Raw genomic sequence first — 19,316 nt, 5'->3', positions numbered from 1 at the left:
GCGCACCGCCCGGGGCCTGAGCCGTCCGCGGGTCAGGGACGTCCGCGGGTCAGGGACGTCCGCGGGTCAGGGACGTTCGTGTGCCGACAGCAGCTCGGTGAGCTCCTGCTCGACCTCCTGGCTGGCCACGAACAGCAGCTCGTCGCCGGCCTCCAGCGGGTCGTCGGCCGAGGGCACCAGCACCCGGCCCTCCCGCAGGATCGCCACGAGGGCGGAGTCCACGGGCCACGGCACCGAGCCCGCCCGCTGGCCGACCACCGGCGCGTCCTCGGCCAGCGTCAGCTCCACCAGGTTGGCCTGGCCCTGCCGGAAGGTCATCAGGCGCACCAGGTCGCCGACGCTGACCGCCTCCTCGACCAGGGCCGACAGCAGGCGCGGGGTGGAGACGGCGACGTCCACGCCCCACGACTCGTTGAACAGCCATTCGTTCTTGGGGTGGTTGACCCGGGCGACCACCCGAGGCACGCCATATTCGGTCTTGGCGAGCAGCGAGACCACGAGGTTGACCTTGTCGTCGCCGGAGGCGGCGATCACGACCTGGCAGCTGTTCAGCCCGGCCTCGTCCAGCGAGGAGATCTCGCAGGCGTCGGCGAGCAGCCACTCGGCCCGCGGCACGCTGTCGATCTTGATGGCGTGCGGGTCGATGTCGATGAGCAGGACCTCGTGGCCGTTCTCCAGGAGCTCCGCCGCGATGGAGCGGCCGACGGCTCCGGCGCCGGCGATGGTGACGCGCATCAGTGCTCCTCGTCGGACGGCGGGGCGGACAGCGTCTTGTTGATGCGGTCCATGTCGTTCTCGGTGGCGACCAGGTGGAGGATGTCCCCTTCCTGGACGACGGTCGCGTCCTTCGGCACGAGCGCCTCGCCCATGCGGTTGAGGAAGGCCACGCGCGCGCCGGTGACGTTCTCGATCTCCCTGGCCCGGACGCCGATCCAGCCCTGGTGGAAGGCAACCTCGGCCAGGACGACCGTGCCGGTCGGGTCGCGCCAGAGAGGCTCGGCGCCCTCGGGCAGCACCCGGCGCAGGATCTGGTCGGCGGTCCAGCGGACCGTCGCCACGGTGGGGATGCCGAGCCGCTGGTAGACCTCGGCCCGGCGGGGATCGTAGATGCGGGCGACGACGTTGTCCACGCCGAACATCTCGCGGGCCACCCGGGCGGAGATGATGTTGGAGTTGTCGCCGCTGCTCACGGCGACGAAGGAGGCGGCCGAGGCGATGCCGGCCTCTTCGAGAACGTCGCGGTCGAAGCCGATGCCCGTCACCCTGCGGCCGCGGAAGCCCGCCCGCAGCCGACGGAAGGCCTGCGGGTCGCGGTCGATCACGGCGACCGAGTGCCCGTTGTCCTCAAGGATGTGCGCCAGGGTCGAGCCGACCCGTCCGCATCCCATGATCACGATATGCATGCTCCCCCGCCGTGGGTTGTGGCGGTCTCCTAATGGAGACAGTATGTCGCCAGTGCCCCACACCGCATGACTTGGGAGCGGCACCGGGGGACTAGGCTCATCAGACGTGTCCAAGGTGCCAGATCTTGTCAAGCGGCTTCTCGTGGGGCGGGCTCTGCGGAGCACGGCGCTCCACCATCAGCTGCTGCCCAAGCGTGTGGCACTGCCGGTCTTCGCGAGTGATGCCCTGTCCTCGGTGGCGTACGCACCGCAGGAGATCCTGGTCATCCTGTCGATCGGCGGGGGGGGCCTCTACAGCCTCAGCCCCTGGGTCGCCGCGGGCGTCGTCCTCGTCATGCTCACGGTGGTCGCCTCCTACCGCCAGACCGTGCACGCCTATCCCAGCGGCGGCGGCGACTACGAGGTGGCGACGACCAACCTGGGCCCGACCGCGGGACTGACCGTCGCGAGCGCGCTGCTCGTCGACTACGTGCTGACCGTGGCCGTGTCGGTCGCCAACGGCGCCGACTACGTGGGCGCGACGATTCCCTTCGTCGCCGAGCACCGGCCCCTGGTCGCGGTGGCCATCGTCGCGCTGCTGACGGTCATGAACCTGCGCGGCATCCGGGAGTCCGGCGTCGCGTTCGCCGTCCCGACGTACGCGTTCATGATCGCCGTCATCGGGATGGTGGCGTGGGGCCTGTTCCGGCTGGTCGTGCTCGGCGACGAGCTGCGCGCGCCGACCGCGGACTATCACATACTCGGGCAGCAGACCAACCTCGCCGGATTCGCGATGGCGTTCCTGGTGCTGCGCGCCTTCTCGTCGGGATGCGCCGCGCTCACCGGCGTCGAGGCGATCAGCAACGGCGTGCCGGCGTTCCGCAAGCCCAAGAGCAGGAACGCCGCGACGACGCTGCTGATGATGGGCCTCATCGCGGTCGTCATGTTCAGCGGGATCATCTTCCTCGGCCTCAAGTCGGGCGTGAAGCTGACCGACCCGGCCGTCATGGCCACCCACGTCATCATCAACGGCCGGCCGGCCGGGCCCGGCTACTACCAGCAGCCGATCATCGCGCAGGTCGCCTCGGCCGTCTTCGGCCACGGCTCGTTCCTGTTCGTCGTGATCGCCGCGGTGACCGCCCTCATCCTGTTCCTGGCCGCCAACACCGCGTTCAACGGCTTCCCGGTGCTCGGCTCGATCCTCGCCCAGGACCGCTATCTGCCGCGCCAGCTCCACACCCGGGGCGACCGCCTCGCGTTCAGCAACGGCATCGTCATCCTCGCGGCGGGGGCCTGTCTGCTGATCTGGGCGTTCGACGCGGACGTGAGCAAACTGCTCAACCTTTACATCGTCGGCGTGTTCGTCTCGTTCACCCTCAGCCAGATCGGCATGGTCCGGCACTGGACCCGGCTCCTGAAGACCGAGAGCGACCCGCGGGCGCGGTTCCGCATGATGCGCTCCCGGGTGATCAACGGCTTCGGCGCCGTCATGACCGGGCTCGTGCTCGTCGTCGTGCTCGCCACCAAGTTCACGCACGGCGCGTACATCGTCTGCATCGCGATGCCGGTGCTCTTCCTCATGATGAAGGGCATCAGGCGGCACTACGACCGGGTCGCCGCGGAGCTCGCCGCGCCGGAGGGGCACGAGGCCGACGAGTCGCTGCTGCCCGCACGCAACCACGCGATCGTGCTCGTCTCCAAGATCCACAAGCCGACGCTCCGCGCCCTCGCGTACGCCAGGGCGACCCGCCCGTCGACGCTGGAGGCCGTGACCGTCAGCGTGGACGCCGACGAGGCGAACCGGCTCAAGGAGGAGTGGGACCGGCGCGGCATCGCGGTGCCGTTGAAGATCCTCGACTCGCCCTACCGGGAGATCACCGGTCCGGTGCTCGAATACGTGAAGTCGCTGCGGCGGCGCTCGCCGCGCGACGTCGTGACGGTCTACATCCCCGAATACGTGGTCGGCCGCTGGTGGGAACACCTCCTGCACAACCAGAGCGCGCTGCGGCTCAAGGGAAGGCTGCTGTTCAAGCCCGGGGTCATGGTCACGAGCGTGCCGTTCCAGCTCGCCTCCTCCGACCGCCTCAAGCGCCGCAGGGAGCCGTCCGCTCCCGGCGCCTCCCGCCGCTCTTACCAGCCGCCGTCGAAGAACTCGCAGATCAAGGCATGAACGACAGGAAAGAGGCCGACATGGGCGGCGCACGGCTCGAACTGACGGTGGACGCCGTCGCCAACGGCGGCTGGTGCGTGGGCAGGCACGAGGGCCGGGTGGTCTTCGTCCGGCACGCGCTGCCCGGCGAGCGGGTGGTCGCCGAGGTCACCGAGGAGACCGCGCGGTTCCTGCGGGCCGACGCGGTCGAGATCCTGCAGCCGTCGCCCGACCGGGTCACGCCGCCCTGCCCGTTCGCCGGCCCCGGCCGCTGCGGCGGCTGCGACTGGCAGCACGCGTCGCTGGAGGCGCAGCGCAGGCTCAAGGCCGACGTGGTCGCCGAGCAGTTCCGGCGTCTGGCGGGCCTCGACCTCAAGGTCGTGGTCGAGGAGGTGCCGGGTGCGGAGGACGGCCTCGGGTGGCGCACCCGCGTACGGTTCGCCGTGGAGCCGGACGGCACGGCGGGGCTGCGGCGCCACCGGTCGCACGAGATCGAGCACGTCACCGGGTGCCTGATCGCGCACCCCGCCGTCGAGGAGATCGGCGCGGAACGCCTCGGCTGGCGCGGGGCCGCCGCGGTCGAGGTGGTCGCGGCCTCCGGCGGCGACCGCGCCGTGATCGTCGAGCCCGTCCCACGCCGCCGGGCGGACATCCCGGACGTGGACGCCGCGGTCCTGCTCGACGAGGGCAGGCGGGGCACCCGCGCGCTGCGCGGCCGGGCCTCGCTGACCGAGCGGGTGGGCGAGCGCGACTTCCGGGTCACCGCGAGCGGCTTCTGGCAGGTCCACCCGGGCGCGGCGGCCACGCTGCTCGGCGCGGTGCTCGACTTCGGCCGTCCCGAGCCGGGGGAGTGGGCGCTCGACCTCTACTGCGGCGCCGGTCTGTTCGCCGCCGGGCTCGCCGAGGCCGTCGGCCCCGAGGGCGCCGTGCTCGGCATCGAGTCCGAGCCGCAGGCGGCGCAGGACGCCCGGTTCAACCTGCGCGACCTCCCGCAGGCGCAGGTCGAGCGGGGCAGGGTCGAGGAGGCGCTCGACCGGCTCCGGATCGAGCGGGCCGATCTCGTGGTGGCCGACCCGCCCCGCGCCGGTCTCGGCCGTCCCGTGGTCGAACGCGTCGCCGGTCTGGAGGCCTCGCGCGTGGTGTACGTCTCGTGCGACCCGGCCACGCTGGCCAGGGACGTCGCCTGGTTCGCCGGGCTCGGCTATCGCCTGGAGGACCTGCGGGCCTTTGACCAATATCCGATGACTCACCATGTGGAGTGCGTCGCGCTGCTCGTCAGGGACTGATCCGCCGCACGGGCAGGGGCGGCCATGCCGGCCACCAGGAGGTCGGTCAGCCTCCGCACCGCCGCCTCCGTACGTTCGGGCGAGCCCGCGCGCAGGGAGGCGATGGCCGCCAGGCCGATCCGTACGTCCTCGATCGACACCTCGGGACGGACGTGGCCCGCGCTCCGGGCGCGTTCGATGAGCCGCTCCAGCCTCCGGACCTGTGCCCGGCGCTGCCCGGCGATCGCGGCGCCCGCGGGGTGGGAGCCGAGCAGCGCCTGGTTCAACCCGCGGTGCCGCACCTGGCCGTCGGCGAACCGGTGGATGGTCGCGCGCAGCGCCCGCCAGGGGTCGGGATCGTCCAGGGCGGCGCGCATCCGCGCGCGGCACGCCGTCACCTGCTCGGCGAGCACGGCGGTGACGAGGTCCTGCCGCGACGGGAAGTGCCGGTAGACGGTCGCGACGCCGAGGCCGGCCCGCCGGGCGATCTCGTGCACGGGCAGATCGAGCCCGTCCGCCGCGAACGCGGCGCGGGCGACCGCCACGAGATGCCGCCGGTTGTGCTCCGCGTCGGTCCGGGGTTTCCGAGTCAATGTCGTCTGTGCCCCTCTCGCTTCCGGCGATCCGAGACGGTCGCCGCCGTTCGCCCGCCTACCGTGGTCGGCGGCAACTCGGAACAGCCGGAAAGGTGATTATGTTCCCGGACGCGGAAATGTCTGCCGTGCACTTCGACCGGTTCGGTCCTCCCGAGGTCCTCGCCGTGGGAGGGTTCCCCGCTCCGCACGCGGGCCCCGGCGAGGTGCGGATCGCGGTCAGGGCCGCCGGGGTCGCACCGGTCGACCTCGCGCTGCGCGCCGGCACGTCGCCGTCGAGCGCGCGGCTCCCCCTGCCGCACATCCCCGGTGTCGACGCCGCCGGGGTGATCGACGAGGTCGGCGCGGACGTCACCGGGTTCGCCGCCGGGGATGAAGTCTTCGGCGCCGTCGACGTCTCGCGGCTGGGCGGCGCCGCCGCCGAGTTCGCCGTGCTGGCGTTCTGGGCCGCGAAGCCGCCCTCGATGTCGTGGGAGGAGGCCGGCGCCGCCGGCACGAGCGTCGAGACCGCCATCAGGGCGCTCGACAGGCTCGGCGTGGGCACGGGAACGACGCTCCTGGTCGATGGGGCCTCCGGCGGCGTCGGCAGCGTCGCCGTCCAGCTCGCGGTCGCCCGCGGCGCCCGTGTGATCGGCACGGGCCGCCCGGAGAACCACGCCTTTATCGCCGGGCTCGGCGCGGTCCCGGTCGCGTACGGCCCCGGGCTCGCCGGGCGCGTCCGTGATGTCGTGCCCGGAGGGGTCGATCTCGCGCTGGACGTCGCCGGCGCGGGCTCGCTTCGTGAGCTCGTCGCGATCACGGGTGCGCCGGAGTCGGTCCTCACCATCGCCGACTTCACCGGCCCGGAGCTCGGGGTCGCCGTCTCCCGTGGCGAGCTGGGCGGAGAGCCGGACGGACGGCACGGCCTCGCCGTCGCCGCCGCGCTGTCGGCGCAGAGGCGCTTCCGCGTCCCCGTACGGGCGGTGTTCCCCATGGACCGGGCGGCCGAGGCGCACGCGACCGCCGCGCGAGGGCCACGCCGGGGCAAGGTCGTCCTCATGGTCCCTCCCGCCCACGGCGAGCGCGGCTGAGGCAGGGCGGCACGGTCCCGGGGCCGAGGGCCTCGTCGCGGCACTCACCGGCCGGGGCGTACGGAGCTGATCACGCCCTTCGCGCCGGTCCGTCCGCTGGAGCGGTGAGGTCAGCGCAGGCGGGCGATGCCGTCGAGGATGAGGGCGATGCCGCTCAAGAACTGCTCACGGTCGTCGTGCTCGCGCATCTGGCCGGCGATCGCCCGTACGAACGGGTAGGCGTCGGCGTCGAGGTCCTGCCACGCCGCCGCCACGTCGCCGAGGAACTTCTCCCGGCCGACGTCGCCGGGGGCGCCGTGAGCGTCCCGCTCGAAGCGGACGTGCTGGCTGACCGCGCCCAGGATGTAGTGCACCAGGGTGGAAGTCGCGGAGAACCAGGCGGCCTGCGGCACCCCGAGCGCGCGAACCTGCCGTCCGATCCGTTCGAATATCCCTACCGTCACCGGGCCCGACGGCCGCCGTGCGAACTGGGTGGTCAACTGGGTGGCGAGCCAGGCGTGCTCGGCGATCGCGCCGAACAGGCTCAGCGCGGTCGCCCGGATCTCGTCCTCGGGCGCCGGGGAAGCCGGGTCGGTCCTGGCGGCCAGCGCGGCGGCGATCACGGTCTCCGTGGCGGCGTCCAGCAGCTCGTCGCGAGTGCCCACGTGGTAGTAGATGGCGCCGGTCCCGGTGGCGAGGCGCTCGGTGAGCGCCCGGACGGTCAGCGCGCCCTCACCGCCGTCGTCGAGCAGCTCGATCGCGCTTGCGATGATCTGCTCTCGCGACAGCACCTGCCTGCGCCGTACGGACTGCCGCGCTCGCGTTGTCATGAGCCGACCCTACGGCTTTTGGAGCGGTGCGCCAAAGTTGGAACAACGCTCTAACTCTGCGTGCGGGATCACCAGGGGCGTACGGGACTGGCGCCGGGCGTGACCTCGGGAAGGGCGGCGCCCGCGCCGGGGACCGGCGGCCGGGCCAGGATCCGCAGGACGTCGTCGGCCGGCCTGGCGCCCCGCAGGGACAGCCAGCCCAGGCCGTTGCGGGCCCGGTAGGCCGCCAGCCGCCCGGCCTCGCCGGGGCCGAGGTCGCCGGCGCCGGACAGGACCGGCGCAAGGCCCATCCGCCGCCACGCCCGGTCGGGCGGCACGTCGAGCGCCACGGCGATCTGGAGGTGCGCCGCCCGGGCCGCGACGGCCAGGTCGTGGAGGTTCGAGACGCCGGAGGCGACCGGCACGAGCAGGCCGACCGACTCGATCTCCACCCCCTCCTCGCGGGCCGCCCGCAGCATGCTCTGGTCGGCCGGCTCCAGACCATGCCGGGAGGCGGGAAGCGTGAACGTGATCCGCAGCGGGCGGCCGCGCGCCCGCGCCTCGCGCTGCAACCGGGCGACGGCGGCGGCGCGGCGGCTGACGGCGGCGGGCCCGGCCGACCCGCCGGCCTCGAAGTCGATGCCGGGAGGATCGAGCGCCGTCACGACGTGGCGGTAGGCCGAGAGCAGCCTGGCCGGGTTCTCGCAGGTGACGGCCAGCTCCTGCCCGTACGGCCCGCCGAACGTCGGCCACACCTCGCCGCCGTCTGCCCGCAGCCGTTCGATTCGGGCGGTGACGGAGCCCCCGCCACGTGGTCGCGCCCCCGTCCAGTGGGGAGCGCAGCCGCCCGGCCCGGCGACGATGTGACCGATGGTGAACGAGCGCACGCCCGCCCGCAGCAGTTCTGGGCGGGGTTCCCCGGAGGCGTCGAGGAATCCCCGATAAGGGGCCGCGGGCTCGTCGGCGGTGGGAGCGGCGGAGGGCGGGGCCGGCGAGGCGACCGTCTGGCGCGCGGCGACCAGCGTCTCCGGCACCGGGGAGGCCGGAGTCCGCTCACGGGTGGGCGTGGCCGTGACACCAGGCGTGGCCCCGGGCATCATCCCGGGCCCCGCGTTCCAGCCGGGCGGGGCGGCGGGCAGTGCCCACAGCGCCGCACCGGTGCTCGCGACGAGCGCGGTCGACGCCAGGAAGACGAGGGAGCGCGGGGGGCGGCCCGTTTCACGGGAATGACGTGCGGTGTCCACGCTCACCACCCTGAGTTGCGATGCGACCACGTTGCGCACAGGCGGCTCGCACTCTAGCAAGTCGAGGGCGCGGCAGCAGGGATAATGGACAGATGAAACTGAGGATTTTCACCGAACCCCAGCAGGGGGCGAGCTACGACGACCTGCTCACGGTGGCGCAGGCGGCCGAGCGGCTCGGGTTCGACGCGTTTTTCCGGTCTGACCATTATCTCCGGATGGGCGAGGGCGACCCCCTGCCCGGCCCGACCGACGCGTGGATCACTCTGGCCGGTCTCGCCCGGGAGACCTCGCGCATCCGGCTGGGCACGCTGGTGAGCGCCGCGACGTTCCGCCTGCCCGGGCCGCTGGCGATCAGCGTCGCGCAGGTCGACCAGATGAGCGGCGGCCGTGTGGAGCTCGGCCTCGGCACCGGCTGGTTCGAGCAGGAGCACACGGCGTACGGGATCCCCTTCCCGCCCCTGGGCGAGCGGTTCGAGCGCTTCGAGGAGCAGCTCGAGATCGTGACCGGGCTTTGGGCGGCGACCAAGCCGTTCTCCTTCATCGGCGCGCACTACCAGCTGGCCGACTCGCCGGGGCTGCCCAAGCCGGCGCAGCGGCCCCGGCCGCCCATCATCATCGGCGGCGGGGGCGCCAAGCGGACGCCGCGGCTGGTCGCCCGGTTCGCCGACGAGTACAACGTGCCGTTCCACCTTCCCGAGGACACCGCCGCGGCCTTCGACCGGGTCAGGCAGGCGTGCGACGCCGCGGGCCGGGAGACCGTCCTGCTGTCGGCGGCGCAGGTCGTCTGCGTGGGGCGGGACGAGGCGGAGATCGCCCGGCGGGCCGCCAACATCGGCCGCCAGGTCGACGAGCTGCGCGTCAACGGGCTGGCGGGCACGCCGCAGGAGATCGTGGACAAGATCGGCCGGTTCGCCGAGATGGGCGCCGAGCGTCTCTACCTGCAGGTCCTCGACCTGCACGACCTTGAGCACCTGGAGCTGATCGCGGCCGAGGTGCTTCCGCACGTGTGAGTACGGCGCTCGCGCACGTGTGAAAGCGGCGCCGGTGTGTGACACAGGGCCGCGGGGCGTCGGTGACCGTGCTGCCACACGTGTGAGAACGGCGCACGTGTGAGAACGGCGCATGTGTGAGAACGGCGCATGTGTGAGAACGGCGCATGTGTGAGAACGGCGCTGCCGCACGGGAGAACCGTGCTGCCGCATGTGTGAGGGTGGCCGGCCCGCGGGACAGCGCTGCCACACGTGATTGAAGCCGCATGCCAGGAAAAGGCATAGCCGGTCGAAGGGGGCATCCGGCACACTTTGCCGGGTGCTCCTCACGATCTCGACCACTCTGCGGCCCGCGACGGACCTCGGCTTCCTCCTGCACAAGCACCCCGACCGGGTGCAGGAGTTCGAGCGGTCGTTCGGCACGGCGCGGGTCTTCTATCCGGAGGCGAGCGAGGACCGGTGCACCGCGGCGCTGCTGCTGGAGGTCGACCCGGTGCGCCTGGCGCGTTCACGGGGCTCGTCCTCACCCGACTTCTCCCTCGGGCAGTACGTCAACGACCGGCCGTACGCCGCGTCCTCCCTGCTGGCGTCGGCGCTCGCCGACGTGTTCCGTACGGCGCGGACCGGGCGGTGCAACTCCCGCCAGGACCTCGCGGACGGGCCGATCCCCCTGGAGATCCGCCTGCCCGCGCTGCCGTGCCGGGGAGGAGCCGATCTGGCGCACCGGCTGTTCGGGCCGCTGGGCTGGGAGGTCGACGCCGAAGCCGTGCCGCTGGACCCCGGTTTCCCCGCATGGGGCGAGTCCCGCTACGTACGGCTCGCGCTGCGCGGGAACGTGCGCCTGGCCGACGCGCTCAACCACCTGTACGTGCTGCTCCCGGTGCTGGACGACGCCAAGCACTACTGGCTGGCGAGCGACGAGGTCGACAAGCTCGTCCGCGCGGGAGAGGGATGGCTGGCCGGCCACCCGGACAAGGGCCTGATCACCCGCCGCTACCTCGGCCGGCGATGGGCGCTCACCCGCACCGCCTTCGCCCGCCTCGCCGAGCTCGGCGACGACGTGGAGGAGACCCTGGACCCGCCGGTCGAGGAGGAGCCGGGCGCCGAGCCCGCTGCCTTCGCCGCACCGGTCGCCGACGTCGGTGCGACCGGACGGACGGAGCCTGTCATCGCCGAGCCTGTCATCGCCGAGCCCGGCAATGCGGAGCTCCCCGTCGCCGGACTTGCCATCATCCGGCCCGCCGACACCGAGCCCGTCGACACCGAGCCCGACAGCGCGGAGCACCACGAGGCCGAGCCCGACGACACGCAGAGCGCGTCCCCGCGCCCGGACGACGAAACCGGTGACGAGACCGGTGACGGGGCGGAGGAGGACCGGGTGCCGCTGAACACGCTGCGCCGGGAGGCCGTCGTGGCGGCGCTGGAGGAGATCGGCGCCCGCACCGTGCTCGACCTCGGCTGCGGCTCGGGGCAGCTGCTCACGGCGCTGCTGGCCAAGCCGTCCTTCACCAAGGTGGCCGGCATGGACGTGTCGGCCCGCGCGCTCGCGACAGCCAATCGCCGTCTGCGCACCGACCGGATGCCGGACGCCAAACGGGCGAGGCTGGAGCTGTTCCAGGGCTCGCTGACCTACACCGACGCGCGCCTGGCCGGATATGACGCCGCGGTGCTGATGGAGGTCGTCGAGCCCGTGGACCCGCCGCGGCTGCCCGCGCTCGAACGCGTGGTCTTCGGCACCGCGCGGCCCGCACACGTGATCGTCACCACGCCCAACGTGGAGCACAACGTCAGATACGAGCTGCTCGCGGGGGCACGCCGCCACCCCGACCACCGGTTCGAGTGGAGCCGGGCGGAGTTCGCCGCATGGGTGGCGGGCGTGTGCGAGACGTACGGCTACGCGGCCGATCTGCGGCCGGTGGGCGAGGACGACCCCGAGGTGGGGCCGCCCACCCAGATGGCGGTCTTCAGCAGGAGGGATGAGCGGCCGTGACCGAGATCAGCGTGCCGGAGCTGTCGCTGGTGGTGCTCGTGGGCATCTCCGGGAGCGGCAAGTCGACGTTCGCGGCCCGGCACTTCGCGCCCACACAGGTCGTCTCGTCCGACTTCTGCCGGGGCCTCGTCTCCGACGACGAGAACGACCAGACGGCCACGCCCGAGGCGTTCGAGCTGCTCCACCACATCGTGGGCATCCGCCTGCGCCGTGGCCTGCTCACGGTGGTGGACGCGACCAACGTGCAGTGGGAGGCCCGCAAGAAGCTCATCGAGCTGGCCAGATCCCACGACGTGCTCGCCGACGCGATCGTGCTCGACGTGCCGGAGGAGGTGGCGCGCGCCCGCAACGCGGCCCGTCCCGACCGGGCGTTCGGCCCTCACGTGATCAGCCGGCAGCGCAAGGAGCTGCGCCGGTCGCTCGGCAAGATCTCCAGGGACGGCTTCCGCCGGGTCCACGTCCTGCGCGGCGACGAGATCGACGACGTGACCATCACGTACGAGAAGGCGTGGACCGACAGGACCCACCTCACCGGGCCGTTCGACATCATCGGCGACGTGCACGGCTGCCGGGCGGAGCTGGAGTCCCTGCTGATCAGGCTGGGCTGGCAGGTCGGGCCGGACGGCGCCGTCCACCCCGAGGGGCGTACGGCGGTCTTCGTCGGCGACCTGGTCGACCGCGGCCCGGACACGCCGGGCGTGCTGCGGCTGGTCATGGGCATGGTCGAGGCGGGCACCGCGCTGTGCGTGGCGGGCAACCACGAGCAGAAGCTGGTGCGGGCCCTCGACGGCCGCAAGGTGCGGGTCGCCCACGGCCTGGAGCGGTCGCTTGAGCAGCTCGCCGCCGAGCCGGAGGAGTTCCGCGCGGCGGCCAGGACGTTCATGGACGGTCTCATCAGCCACTATCGCCTCGACGGCGGCAGGCTGGTGGTCGCGCACGCCGGGCTCAAGGAGGCCTACCACGGGCGGGCCTCCGGGCGGGTGCGGGCGTTCGCCCTGTACGGCGACACGACGGGGGAGACCGACGAGTACGGCCTGCCGGTGCGCTATCCCTGGGCGAACGACTACCGGGGCCGGGCCATGGTCGTCTACGGGCACACTCCGGTGCCCGAGCCGGAGTGGGTCAACAACACCATCTGCCTCGACACCGGCGTGGTCTTCGGCGGGCGGCTGACCGCCCTGCGCTATCCCGAGCGCGAGCTCGTTTCGGTGCCGGCCGAGAAGGTCTGGTATGAGCCGGTGCGTCCGCTGGCCGCCGCCACGCCCGCCCGCGACCCCGGCGTGCTGGACATCGGCGACGTGGACGGCACCCGCTTCGTGGAGACGCGGTTCGGCGGCCGGATCAAGGTCGCGGAGGAGAACTCCCGCGCCGCGCTGGAGATCATGAGCCGGTTCGCCGTGGACCCCCGCTGGCTGGTCTACCTGCCGCCGACCATGGCCCCGCCGGAGACCTCGGCGCTGGACGGCTACCTGGAGCACCCGGCCGAGGCGTTCGACGAGTTCGCGCGGGCGGGGGTGACCCGGGTGGTGTGCGAGGAGAAGCACATGGGCTCGCGCGCGATCGCCGTGCTGGCACGGACGCCGGAGGCGGCGGCCCGCCGCTTCGGCGTCGCCGACGGCAGCACGGGCAGCGTCTACACCCGCACCGGGCGGCCCTTCTTCGACGAGCACATGCAGGAGCTGGTCGACCGGCTGCGCGAGGCGGCCGCGCCACTCTGGGATGAGCTGGAGACCGACTGGGTGGTGCTCGACTGCGAGCTGCTGCCGTGGTCGGCCAAGGCGGAGGGACTGATCCGCGACCAGTACGCCTCGGTGGGCGCGGCGGCCCGGGTGGCGCTGCCCGAGGCGGTCGCGGCGCTGGAGATGGCGGCGGGACGTGGCCTGGACGTAGGCGCTCTGCTCGACCGCACCCGCCGCCGTGCCCGCAACGCTGCCCGGTTCCGTGACGCCTATGCCCGATACTGCTGGCCGGTCTCGGGCCTCGACGGCGTACGGCTCGCGCCGTTCCAGATCCTCGCCTGCGAGGGCCGGGCGACGGCGGTGGCGGAGCCGCACGAGTGGCACCTGAAGACGCTCGGCCTGATGGACTCGCCGCTCGTCACGCCGACCCGCCACCTCTTCGTCTCCCTCGACTCGCCCGAGGAGCGGGAGGCGGCGGTCGCGTGGTGGACGGCGCTGACCGAGGCCGGGGGCGAGGGCATGGTGGTCAAGCCCGCCGCCCACCAGGAGGGACGGGTGCAGCCGGGCGTGAAGGTGCGGGGCCGGGAATACCTGCGGATCATCTACGGCCCCGACTACACCGAGTCGCTCGGCGTGCTGCGGCGCAGGTTCACCGGCAGGAAGCGGTCGCTGGCGCTGCGGGAGCACGCGCTCGGCCTGGAGGCGCTGACGCGCCTGGCCGAGGGCGAGCCGCTGTGGCGGATCCACGAGGCGGTCTTCGCCGTGCTCGCGCTGGAGTCCGAGCCGGTCGATCCCCGCCTGTGAGACGGGACGGCCCCCCGGCACGGCTTCCCGCCCACGCTCGGGATCCGTACCCGGGGGCCGGGTTCAGGTGAGGGATCAGGCTCAGCGGGACTCGGCCGCGGCGGGCGCGTCCGCTCCGGGGGCGGCCGGCTCGGCCAGGTCCACGCTGTCGCGCAGCCGTACCTGCGGGAGGAACAGCACGGCGAGGATGCCGACGACCGCGATGCAGGCCGAGATCAGGAAGATGTGGCCGGTGGCGTCGCCGTATGCGGCGCGCACGATGGTGCGGATCGGCTCGGGCAGCGCCCCCATGTTGAGGCTGGCGCCGCCGCTGCTCTGGCCCGCCGGCACCGGGACGCCGGCCTTGGCCAGGCCCGTGGTGATGTTCTCGGTGACCTGGTTCGCCAGCACCGCGCCGAGGACCGAGACGCCGATCGTGCCGCCCAGCGAGCGGAAGAACGTGATCGCGCCGCTCGCGGCGCCCAGCTCGCGCAGCGGCACGGTGTTCTGCACGGCCAGGACGAGGTTCTGCATGGACATGCCGACGCCGGCGCCGACCACCAGCATCCCCGCGCCGACGACGACCAGCGAGGTCTCGTGGTCGACCATCGACAGGGCCGCGAAACCGAGCGCGAGCACGATCGAGCCGGCGAGGATGTACGGCTTGACACGTCCGCTGCGTGACACCATCCGGCCCGAGATCGTGGACGACACGAGCACGCCGAACATCAACGGAATGGTGAGCAGGCCCGCCTCGGTGGGGCTGTAGCCGCGGCCGATCTGGAAGTACTGGCCCAGGAAGACCGCACCGCCGAACATCGCCATGCCGACGGCCAGGCTGGCGAGGATCGCGAGGGCCGGGGTGCGCCGCCGTACGACGTGCAGCGGGACGACCGGCTCGCGGACCACCGACTCCACCCAGACGGCGACGCCCAGCAGCACGACCGACGCGCCGACCATGGCGAAGGTCTGCCAGGAGATCCAGTCGAAGGAGTTGCCGACGAAGGTGACCCAGACGAGCAGGACGCTCACGCCTGCGGCGATGAGCAGCGCGCCGGGGTAGTCGACCGAGGTGCCGGGACGGCGGACCGAGACGATGTCGAGCGTGCGGTGCAGGACGATCAGCGCGATCGCGGTGAACGGGATCGGCAGGAAGAAGCACCACCGCCAGCCCAGCCAGGACGTGTCGGTGATCAGGCCGCCCAGCAGCGGCCCGCCGACCGTGGCCACGGCCATGACCGCGCCGAGGTAGCCGTTGTACTTGCCCCGCTCCTTCGGGCTGATCATCGCGGCGATGATCACCTGGACGAGGATCTGCAGTGCGCCCATGCCCAGGCCCTGAACCGCGCGGAAGGCGATGAGCATCGCCGTGTTCTGGGCGAAGCCACAGGCCAGCGAGGCGACGAGGAAGATGCCGATGGCGATCTCGAGCAGCAGCTTCTTGCTGAACAGGTCGGCGAGCTTGCCCCAGATGGGGGTCGAGGCGGTCGTGGTGAGCAGGGCCGCCGTGACCACCCAGGTGTACTGCGACTGGGTGCCGTTCAGCGAGCCGATGATCTGCGGCAGCGAGACCGACACGACCGTGCTGCTGATCATCGCCAGGAACAGGACGAGGAGCAGGCCGCTCAGCGCTTCGAGTATCTGCCGGTGGCTCTTGGCCCCCGTCTCCGGCAGCGTGGGTGCGCTCACGCGCAGCCTCCAATCGGATGGGTGAGGACAACTGCCTCAAGATTACATGCCCACTGGGCAACTTTGCCTGGTGGGCAATAATTTGGCGGCTAAGCTTGGCCCACGATGGAGACGACGGCGGGGCTGCGCGAACGGAAGAAGGCCGAGACACGGCAGGCGATCCACAAGGCCACGATGCGGCTCGCGGTGGAACGCGGGCTCGACCACGTCACCGTCGACGACATCGTGGAGGCCGCCAACGTCTCGCGCCGCACCTTCTCCAACTACTTCGGCAACAAGGAAGACGCCCTCCTGTACGGCGAGGAGCAGCGCATCCGGTCCCTGGTGCGGGCGGTTCGCGAACGGCCGGCGGAGGAGTCGGGCTGGCAGGCGCTGCGCGGCGCCGTACGCGACGAGCTGGAGGACGTGGGCGAGCCCGAGAGGGAGTGGGCGGTGCGCACCTCGCTGGCCAGGCGCCATCCGGCCCTGCTCGCCCGGCAGCTCGCCAACCATGCCGAGCTGGAACGGGAACTTGTGCAGGCGATCTCCGGCCGAGAGGGATCGGGAGAGCCGGGCGCCGACCTCAAGCGCCGCATCATGGCCGCCGCATTCCTCGTCGCGTTGCGCATCGCGACCAACATCTGGATCGAGGAGCAGGAGGCCCGCCCGCTCTCCCAGATCATGGAGCAGGCCCTCGACGAGATAGCGCGGCCCTTCGCCTGAGCCCCGGGCCCCTCCGCTGGACGTGGTTTCCGCTGAGCCCGGACTCTCTATCGGCCCGATGTTCCGCCGGTCCCCGGGCTTCCGCCTGGGCTTCCGCCGGGCTCAGCCGGTGAACCGGGACAGGAACAGCGCGAGCCTGCGCTCGTGGAGCTGGCGCGGGAGCCGGCCGCCCCGCATGAGGGTCACCAGGCCGTGCAGGCCGGCCCAGAAGGTCTCGGTCAGCGCGCCCAGGTCGTCGCCGCGGGCGTGCGGGCGTACGGCCTCGGCCAGCTCGCCGAAGGCCGCCTGCAGGGCGGGCGGGGCCTCGGGAGTGGCCCACGGCAGGGCGACGATCTGGTTGAACATCACGTCGTAGAGCGCCGGGTGCCGGTCGGCGAAGGCGACGTAGGCCGCGCCGACGTCGGCGATGGCACGGTGGGCGTCCGCCGCCGCGGTCCGGGCCGCGCGCAGCTCCACGGCCAGGTCGGCGCAGCCCTCCACGGCGACGGCCGCCATGATCGCGTCCTTGCCCTTGAAGTGGCTGTAGAGCACCGGCTGGCTGTATTCGACCCGCTCGGCCAGCCGCCGGGTCGTCACCGCATCCCATCCCTCGGCCTCGGCCAGTTCGCGGGCCGCCCTGATGATCAGCTTCTCGCGCTCGGCGCGCTCGCGCTCCTTGCGTGACTGGATGGACATGCTCCGAACTCTAGCAGCGCTAGCGAATATGGCACTGCTCTGCTAGCGTCGATTTTGTTCCTAGCGCTGCTAGATCCCGGAGAGAGACATGCTCACCCCCATCGCGTACGGCCTCGCCGTCGTCCTCAACCTGTTCGTCGTGTACATCGGTGCCCGCTTCCTGCTCGTGCCCCAGGCGGCGGCCGCGGGCTACGGCGTCCCGGCCAAGAAGGACGGCGACGGCGCCTATCTGACGATCAAGGGCCTGCGCGACGGGACCTACGGCCTGCTGGGCCTGGCCCTGCTGGCCTTCGGCGGCGCCCGCGCCGAGGCATGGTTCATGCTGGTCGTCGCCCTGCTGCCCCTGGGCGACACGTTGATCGTGCTGCGCAACGGCGGCAGCCGGGCGGTCGCGTTCGGCATCCACTTCGCGACCGCCGTGGTCATCCTGGTCAGCGCCGCCCTGCTTTTCGCCGTCTGACCGGCGACGAGAGCGTCCCCGCGAGCGCCGTCGGCGGGGCGGGCACGGTCGTCCCGCGCGGCTAGCATCACCGCATGGCCCCCACGAAAGCCGACCTGGAGGCGGCGCAGAACGCGACGATCGACGACGTGCTCGGCCCCGGGCTCGACGTGCTGTTCTGCGGGATCAACCCCGGCCTCTACTCGGCCGCGACCGGTCACCACTTCGCGCGGCCGGGCAACCGGTTCTGGCCCGCGCTGCACCTGTCCGGGCTCGTGCCACGCAGGCTCGCGCCGTCCGAGCAGCACCTGCTCCCGTCGTACGGGCTCGGCATCACCAACATCGTGGCCCGGGCGACCGCACGGGCCGACGAGCTGACCCCCGACGAGCTCCGCGAGGGCGGCGCCCGGCTCGAGCGGCTGGTCGCGGAGGTCCGCCCCCGCGTCCTGGCGATAGCGGGGGTGTCGGCCTACCGGGTCGCCTTCGCGCGCCCCGCCGCCCGGATCGGCCCGCAGGAGGAGACGGTCGGCGGGGCGGCGCTGTGGGTGCTGCCCAACCCCAGCGGGCTGAACGCCCACTGGAGGCTGGAGGCCATCGCCGCCGAGATGGCCCGCCTGCGCCCGCCGGTCTGACGGGCTCCACGGCCTGTGCCTGCCGGTCTGACGGGCTCCACGGCCTGTGCCCGCCGGTCTGACGGGCTCGACGGGCTCGACCACCTGTGCCCGCCATCGGCGTGACGGGCCTGACCGCCGCGGTCGGGGGCGGCCCGCTCGTGGGGCCTTTCCGCCCCGAGGCCGGTGCACCCCTCCGCTCCGTGCCCGATCCCTGTGCCGCGTGCCGGATTTCTGGGCCTCGCGTTTCTGGGCCTCGCGTTTCTATGCCTCGCGCCCGATCCGTACCTTGGCGGCCAGGAAGCCGGCGGCCTCGTCGAGCGCCTCGTCGGCCTCGTCGAGGTGGCCGAAGTGGTTCTGGAAGACGTGCGGCACCTGCGGCCAGACCCGCAGCGTGACCTCCACCTCGTCGGCGGCCGCACGCCTCGCGAGCCGGACGGAGTCGTCCAGCAGGAGCTCGTTCGAGCCGGCCTGCACCAGCAGCGGAGGCAGGCCCCGGAGGTCGGCGAAGACGGGGCTGGCCAGCGGCTGGGTGGCGTCCTGGCCGGCCAGGTAGGGGGTGGCGAACGTCTGGAGCGCCTCCGGCACGAAGATCGGGTCGGCGTCCTTCTTCGTGTGCATGCTCTCCCCGCTGAGGGTCAGGTCGGTCCAGGGGGAGAAGAGGACGGCGCCCGCGGGCTGCGGCAGACCGGCGTCGCGGGCCGCGACCAGGGTCGCGACGACCAGCCCGCCACCCGCCGAGTCACCGGCCAGCACCAGTTCCTCCGGCCGTACGCCTTCGTCGAGCAGTGCCCGATAGGCGGCCAGGCCGTCCTCGACCGCGGCGGGGAAGGGGTGCTCGGGGGCCAGCCGATAGTCGACGGACGTCGCCCGCAACCCCGCACGGCGTACCAACTGGGCGGTGAACCCGGCGTGCGTGCCGGGCGATCCCAGGATGTAGCCGCCGCCGTGGAAGTGGAGCAGCCGCCCGCGCCCGGCGCCGGCGGCCGGGGCCAGGTCGAGCGCGGGACGGCCGCCGAGCTCGGTCTCCCGCACCGTGACGTCGTCGGGCACGGGCCGGGTCAGGGCGAGGGCGAATCCGGCGCGCTGCTCCTCCAGGGTCGGGTTCGGGTGGACGGGGGCGTTGCGGTGCAGGGCGTCGACGGCCTCACGCTGCTTGCGGGTCATCAGAACCTCCGGGGAGTCGATGGTGAAAGGATGCATTCCGTGGAATGCACGTGTGATCGTAAACCCGATTCCCAAGAAGATGATTCCTTGGAATCGACATG

Annotated in this window: 17 protein-coding genes; 9 read left to right on the top strand and 8 right to left on the bottom strand. The window is 72.6% G+C overall.

Features of this window, described 5'->3' with window-relative positions; translation table 11 throughout:
* Nucleotides 1-66: 66 nt before the first annotated feature.
* Complete coding sequence (locus FLV34_RS04445; protein WP_142645506.1) at nt 67-735, bottom strand: TrkA family potassium uptake protein; 669 nt, start codon at nt 733-735, stop codon at nt 67-69.
* On the bottom strand, nt 735-1,403 hold the full coding sequence (locus FLV34_RS04440; RefSeq protein ID WP_142645505.1) for a TrkA family potassium uptake protein: 669 nt from the start codon (nt 1,401-1,403) through the stop codon (nt 735-737). The genes FLV34_RS04445 and FLV34_RS04440 overlap by 1 nt, the downstream gene beginning before the upstream one ends.
* A gap of 106 nt (nt 1,404-1,509) precedes the next feature.
* Between FLV34_RS04440 and FLV34_RS04435 the strand changes: the two genes are divergently transcribed.
* Both FLV34_RS04435 and FLV34_RS04430 read left to right on the top strand, forming a co-directional pair.
* Nucleotides 1,510-3,552: an APC family permease gene (locus tag FLV34_RS04435; RefSeq protein WP_147942435.1), complete on the top strand. Its 2,043-nt coding sequence runs from the start codon at nt 1,510-1,512 to the stop codon at nt 3,550-3,552.
* Nucleotides 3,549-4,817 carry a class I SAM-dependent RNA methyltransferase gene (locus FLV34_RS04430; RefSeq protein ID WP_261985652.1) on the top strand — a complete coding sequence of 423 codons (1,269 nt, stop codon included), beginning with the start codon at nt 3,549-3,551 and terminating at the stop codon, nt 4,815-4,817. The genes FLV34_RS04435 and FLV34_RS04430 overlap by 4 nt, the downstream gene beginning before the upstream one ends.
* Here the strand turns inward: FLV34_RS04430 and FLV34_RS04425 are convergent.
* Nucleotides 4,778-5,389, bottom strand: a complete 612-nt coding sequence (locus tag FLV34_RS04425) for a TetR/AcrR family transcriptional regulator (protein ID WP_147942434.1) — start codon at nt 5,387-5,389, stop codon at nt 4,778-4,780. The two genes, FLV34_RS04430 and FLV34_RS04425, sit on opposite strands and share 40 nt — an antisense overlap.
* Nucleotides 5,390-5,508: 119 nt before the next feature.
* On the opposite strand from FLV34_RS04425, the gene FLV34_RS04420 reads away from it, so the two are divergent.
* Nucleotides 5,509-6,459 carry an NADP-dependent oxidoreductase gene (locus FLV34_RS04420; RefSeq protein ID WP_147942433.1) on the top strand — a complete coding sequence of 317 codons (951 nt, stop codon included), beginning with the start codon at nt 5,509-5,511 and terminating at the stop codon, nt 6,457-6,459.
* A 110-nt stretch (nt 6,460-6,569) separates the two neighbouring features.
* Here FLV34_RS04420 and FLV34_RS04415 read toward each other — a convergent pair whose 3' ends face one another.
* Together FLV34_RS04415 and FLV34_RS04410 are read right to left on the bottom strand one after the other, a co-directional pair.
* Nucleotides 6,570-7,268 (bottom strand): TetR/AcrR family transcriptional regulator, encoded by a 699-nt coding sequence (locus tag FLV34_RS04415; RefSeq protein ID WP_168065626.1) that lies wholly within the window; start codon nt 7,266-7,268, stop codon nt 6,570-6,572.
* 68 nt (nt 7,269-7,336) lie between these two features.
* Nucleotides 7,337-8,491, bottom strand: a complete 1,155-nt coding sequence (locus FLV34_RS04410; RefSeq protein ID WP_147942432.1) for a hypothetical protein — start codon at nt 8,489-8,491, stop codon at nt 7,337-7,339.
* A 92-nt stretch (nt 8,492-8,583) separates the two neighbouring features.
* On the opposite strand from FLV34_RS04410, the gene FLV34_RS04405 reads away from it, so the two are divergent.
* The 3 genes from FLV34_RS04405 (at nt 8,584) to FLV34_RS04395 (ending at nt 13,953) form a co-directional block, all read left to right on the top strand.
* Complete coding sequence (locus FLV34_RS04405) at nt 8,584-9,501, top strand: LLM class F420-dependent oxidoreductase (RefSeq protein WP_142645500.1); 918 nt, start codon at nt 8,584-8,586, stop codon at nt 9,499-9,501.
* Nucleotides 9,502-9,799: 298 nt separating this feature from the next.
* Entirely contained in the window at nt 9,800-11,470 is a 1,671-nt protein-coding gene (locus FLV34_RS04400) for a 3' terminal RNA ribose 2'-O-methyltransferase Hen1 (protein WP_147942431.1), read from the top strand.
* Complete coding sequence (locus FLV34_RS04395; RefSeq protein WP_147942430.1) at nt 11,467-13,953, top strand: polynucleotide kinase-phosphatase; 2,487 nt, start codon at nt 11,467-11,469, stop codon at nt 13,951-13,953. Before FLV34_RS04400 ends, FLV34_RS04395 begins: the two co-directional genes overlap by 4 nt.
* An 81-nt stretch (nt 13,954-14,034) precedes the next feature.
* On the opposite strand, the gene FLV34_RS04390 is transcribed toward FLV34_RS04395, so the two are convergent.
* On the bottom strand, nt 14,035-15,621 hold the full coding sequence (locus FLV34_RS04390; RefSeq protein ID WP_260617099.1) for an MDR family MFS transporter: 1,587 nt from the start codon (nt 15,619-15,621) through the stop codon (nt 14,035-14,037).
* A 105-nt stretch (nt 15,622-15,726) separates the two neighbouring features.
* Between FLV34_RS04390 and FLV34_RS04385 the strand changes: the two genes are divergently transcribed.
* Nucleotides 15,727-16,323 (top strand): TetR/AcrR family transcriptional regulator, encoded by a 597-nt coding sequence (locus tag FLV34_RS04385; RefSeq protein ID WP_147942429.1) that lies wholly within the window; start codon nt 15,727-15,729, stop codon nt 16,321-16,323.
* A gap of 102 nt (nt 16,324-16,425) precedes the next feature.
* Here FLV34_RS04385 and FLV34_RS04380 read toward each other — a convergent pair whose 3' ends face one another.
* Entirely contained in the window at nt 16,426-16,998 is a 573-nt protein-coding gene (locus FLV34_RS04380; RefSeq protein WP_147942428.1) for a TetR/AcrR family transcriptional regulator, read from the bottom strand.
* An 88-nt stretch (nt 16,999-17,086) separates the two neighbouring features.
* On the opposite strand from FLV34_RS04380, the gene FLV34_RS04375 reads away from it, so the two are divergent.
* Both FLV34_RS04375 and mug read left to right on the top strand, forming a co-directional pair.
* Nucleotides 17,087-17,458 carry a DUF4267 domain-containing protein gene (locus FLV34_RS04375; RefSeq protein WP_147942427.1) on the top strand — a complete coding sequence of 124 codons (372 nt, stop codon included), beginning with the start codon at nt 17,087-17,089 and terminating at the stop codon, nt 17,456-17,458.
* 74 nt (nt 17,459-17,532) lie between these two features.
* Nucleotides 17,533-18,069 (top strand): G/U mismatch-specific DNA glycosylase, encoded by a 537-nt coding sequence (gene mug / locus FLV34_RS04370; protein ID WP_142645494.1) that lies wholly within the window; start codon nt 17,533-17,535, stop codon nt 18,067-18,069.
* Nucleotides 18,070-18,312: 243 nt separating this feature from the next.
* Here the strand turns inward: mug and FLV34_RS04365 are convergent, their stop codons facing one another.
* On the bottom strand, nt 18,313-19,215 hold the full coding sequence (locus FLV34_RS04365; RefSeq protein ID WP_147942426.1) for an alpha/beta hydrolase: 903 nt from the start codon (nt 19,213-19,215) through the stop codon (nt 18,313-18,315).
* Between the last annotated feature and the right edge of the window lie 101 nt (nt 19,216-19,316).

The sequence above is a fragment of the Microbispora sp. CSR-4 genome (assembly GCF_008033685.1).
Lineage (GTDB): Bacteria > Actinomycetota > Actinomycetes > Streptosporangiales > Streptosporangiaceae > Microbispora.
Note: the sequence above shows the minus strand (reverse complement) of the source record. Positions and strands in the feature narration are given on the sequence as shown.

What these genes read in the sequence shown, in the direction of transcription:
- FLV34_RS04385 (WP_147942429.1), top strand. Translation starts at nt 15,727, where the DNA reads ATGGAGACGACGGCGGGGCTGCGCGAACGGAAGAAGGCCGAGACACGG.
- FLV34_RS04375 (WP_147942427.1), top strand. Translation starts at nt 17,087, where the DNA reads ATGCTCACCCCCATCGCGTACGGCCTCGCCGTCGTCCTCAACCTGTTC.
- FLV34_RS04380 (WP_147942428.1), bottom strand. Translation starts at nt 16,998, where the DNA reads ATGTCCATCCAGTCACGCAAGGAGCGCGAGCGCGCCGAGCGCGAGAAG.
- FLV34_RS04420 (WP_147942433.1), top strand. Translation starts at nt 5,509, where the DNA reads ATGTCTGCCGTGCACTTCGACCGGTTCGGTCCTCCCGAGGTCCTCGCC.
- FLV34_RS04415 (WP_168065626.1), bottom strand. Translation starts at nt 7,268, where the DNA reads ATGACAACGCGAGCGCGGCAGTCCGTACGGCGCAGGCAGGTGCTGTCG.
- FLV34_RS04430 (WP_261985652.1), top strand. Translation starts at nt 3,549, where the DNA reads ATGAACGACAGGAAAGAGGCCGACATGGGCGGCGCACGGCTCGAACTG.
- FLV34_RS04445 (WP_142645506.1), bottom strand. Translation starts at nt 735, where the DNA reads ATGCGCGTCACCATCGCCGGCGCCGGAGCCGTCGGCCGCTCCATCGCG.
- FLV34_RS04405 (WP_142645500.1), top strand. Translation starts at nt 8,584, where the DNA reads ATGAAACTGAGGATTTTCACCGAACCCCAGCAGGGGGCGAGCTACGAC.
- FLV34_RS04365 (WP_147942426.1), bottom strand. Translation starts at nt 19,215, where the DNA reads ATGACCCGCAAGCAGCGTGAGGCCGTCGACGCCCTGCACCGCAACGCC.
- mug (WP_142645494.1), top strand. Translation starts at nt 17,533, where the DNA reads ATGGCCCCCACGAAAGCCGACCTGGAGGCGGCGCAGAACGCGACGATC.
- FLV34_RS04440 (WP_142645505.1), bottom strand. Translation starts at nt 1,403, where the DNA reads ATGCATATCGTGATCATGGGATGCGGACGGGTCGGCTCGACCCTGGCG.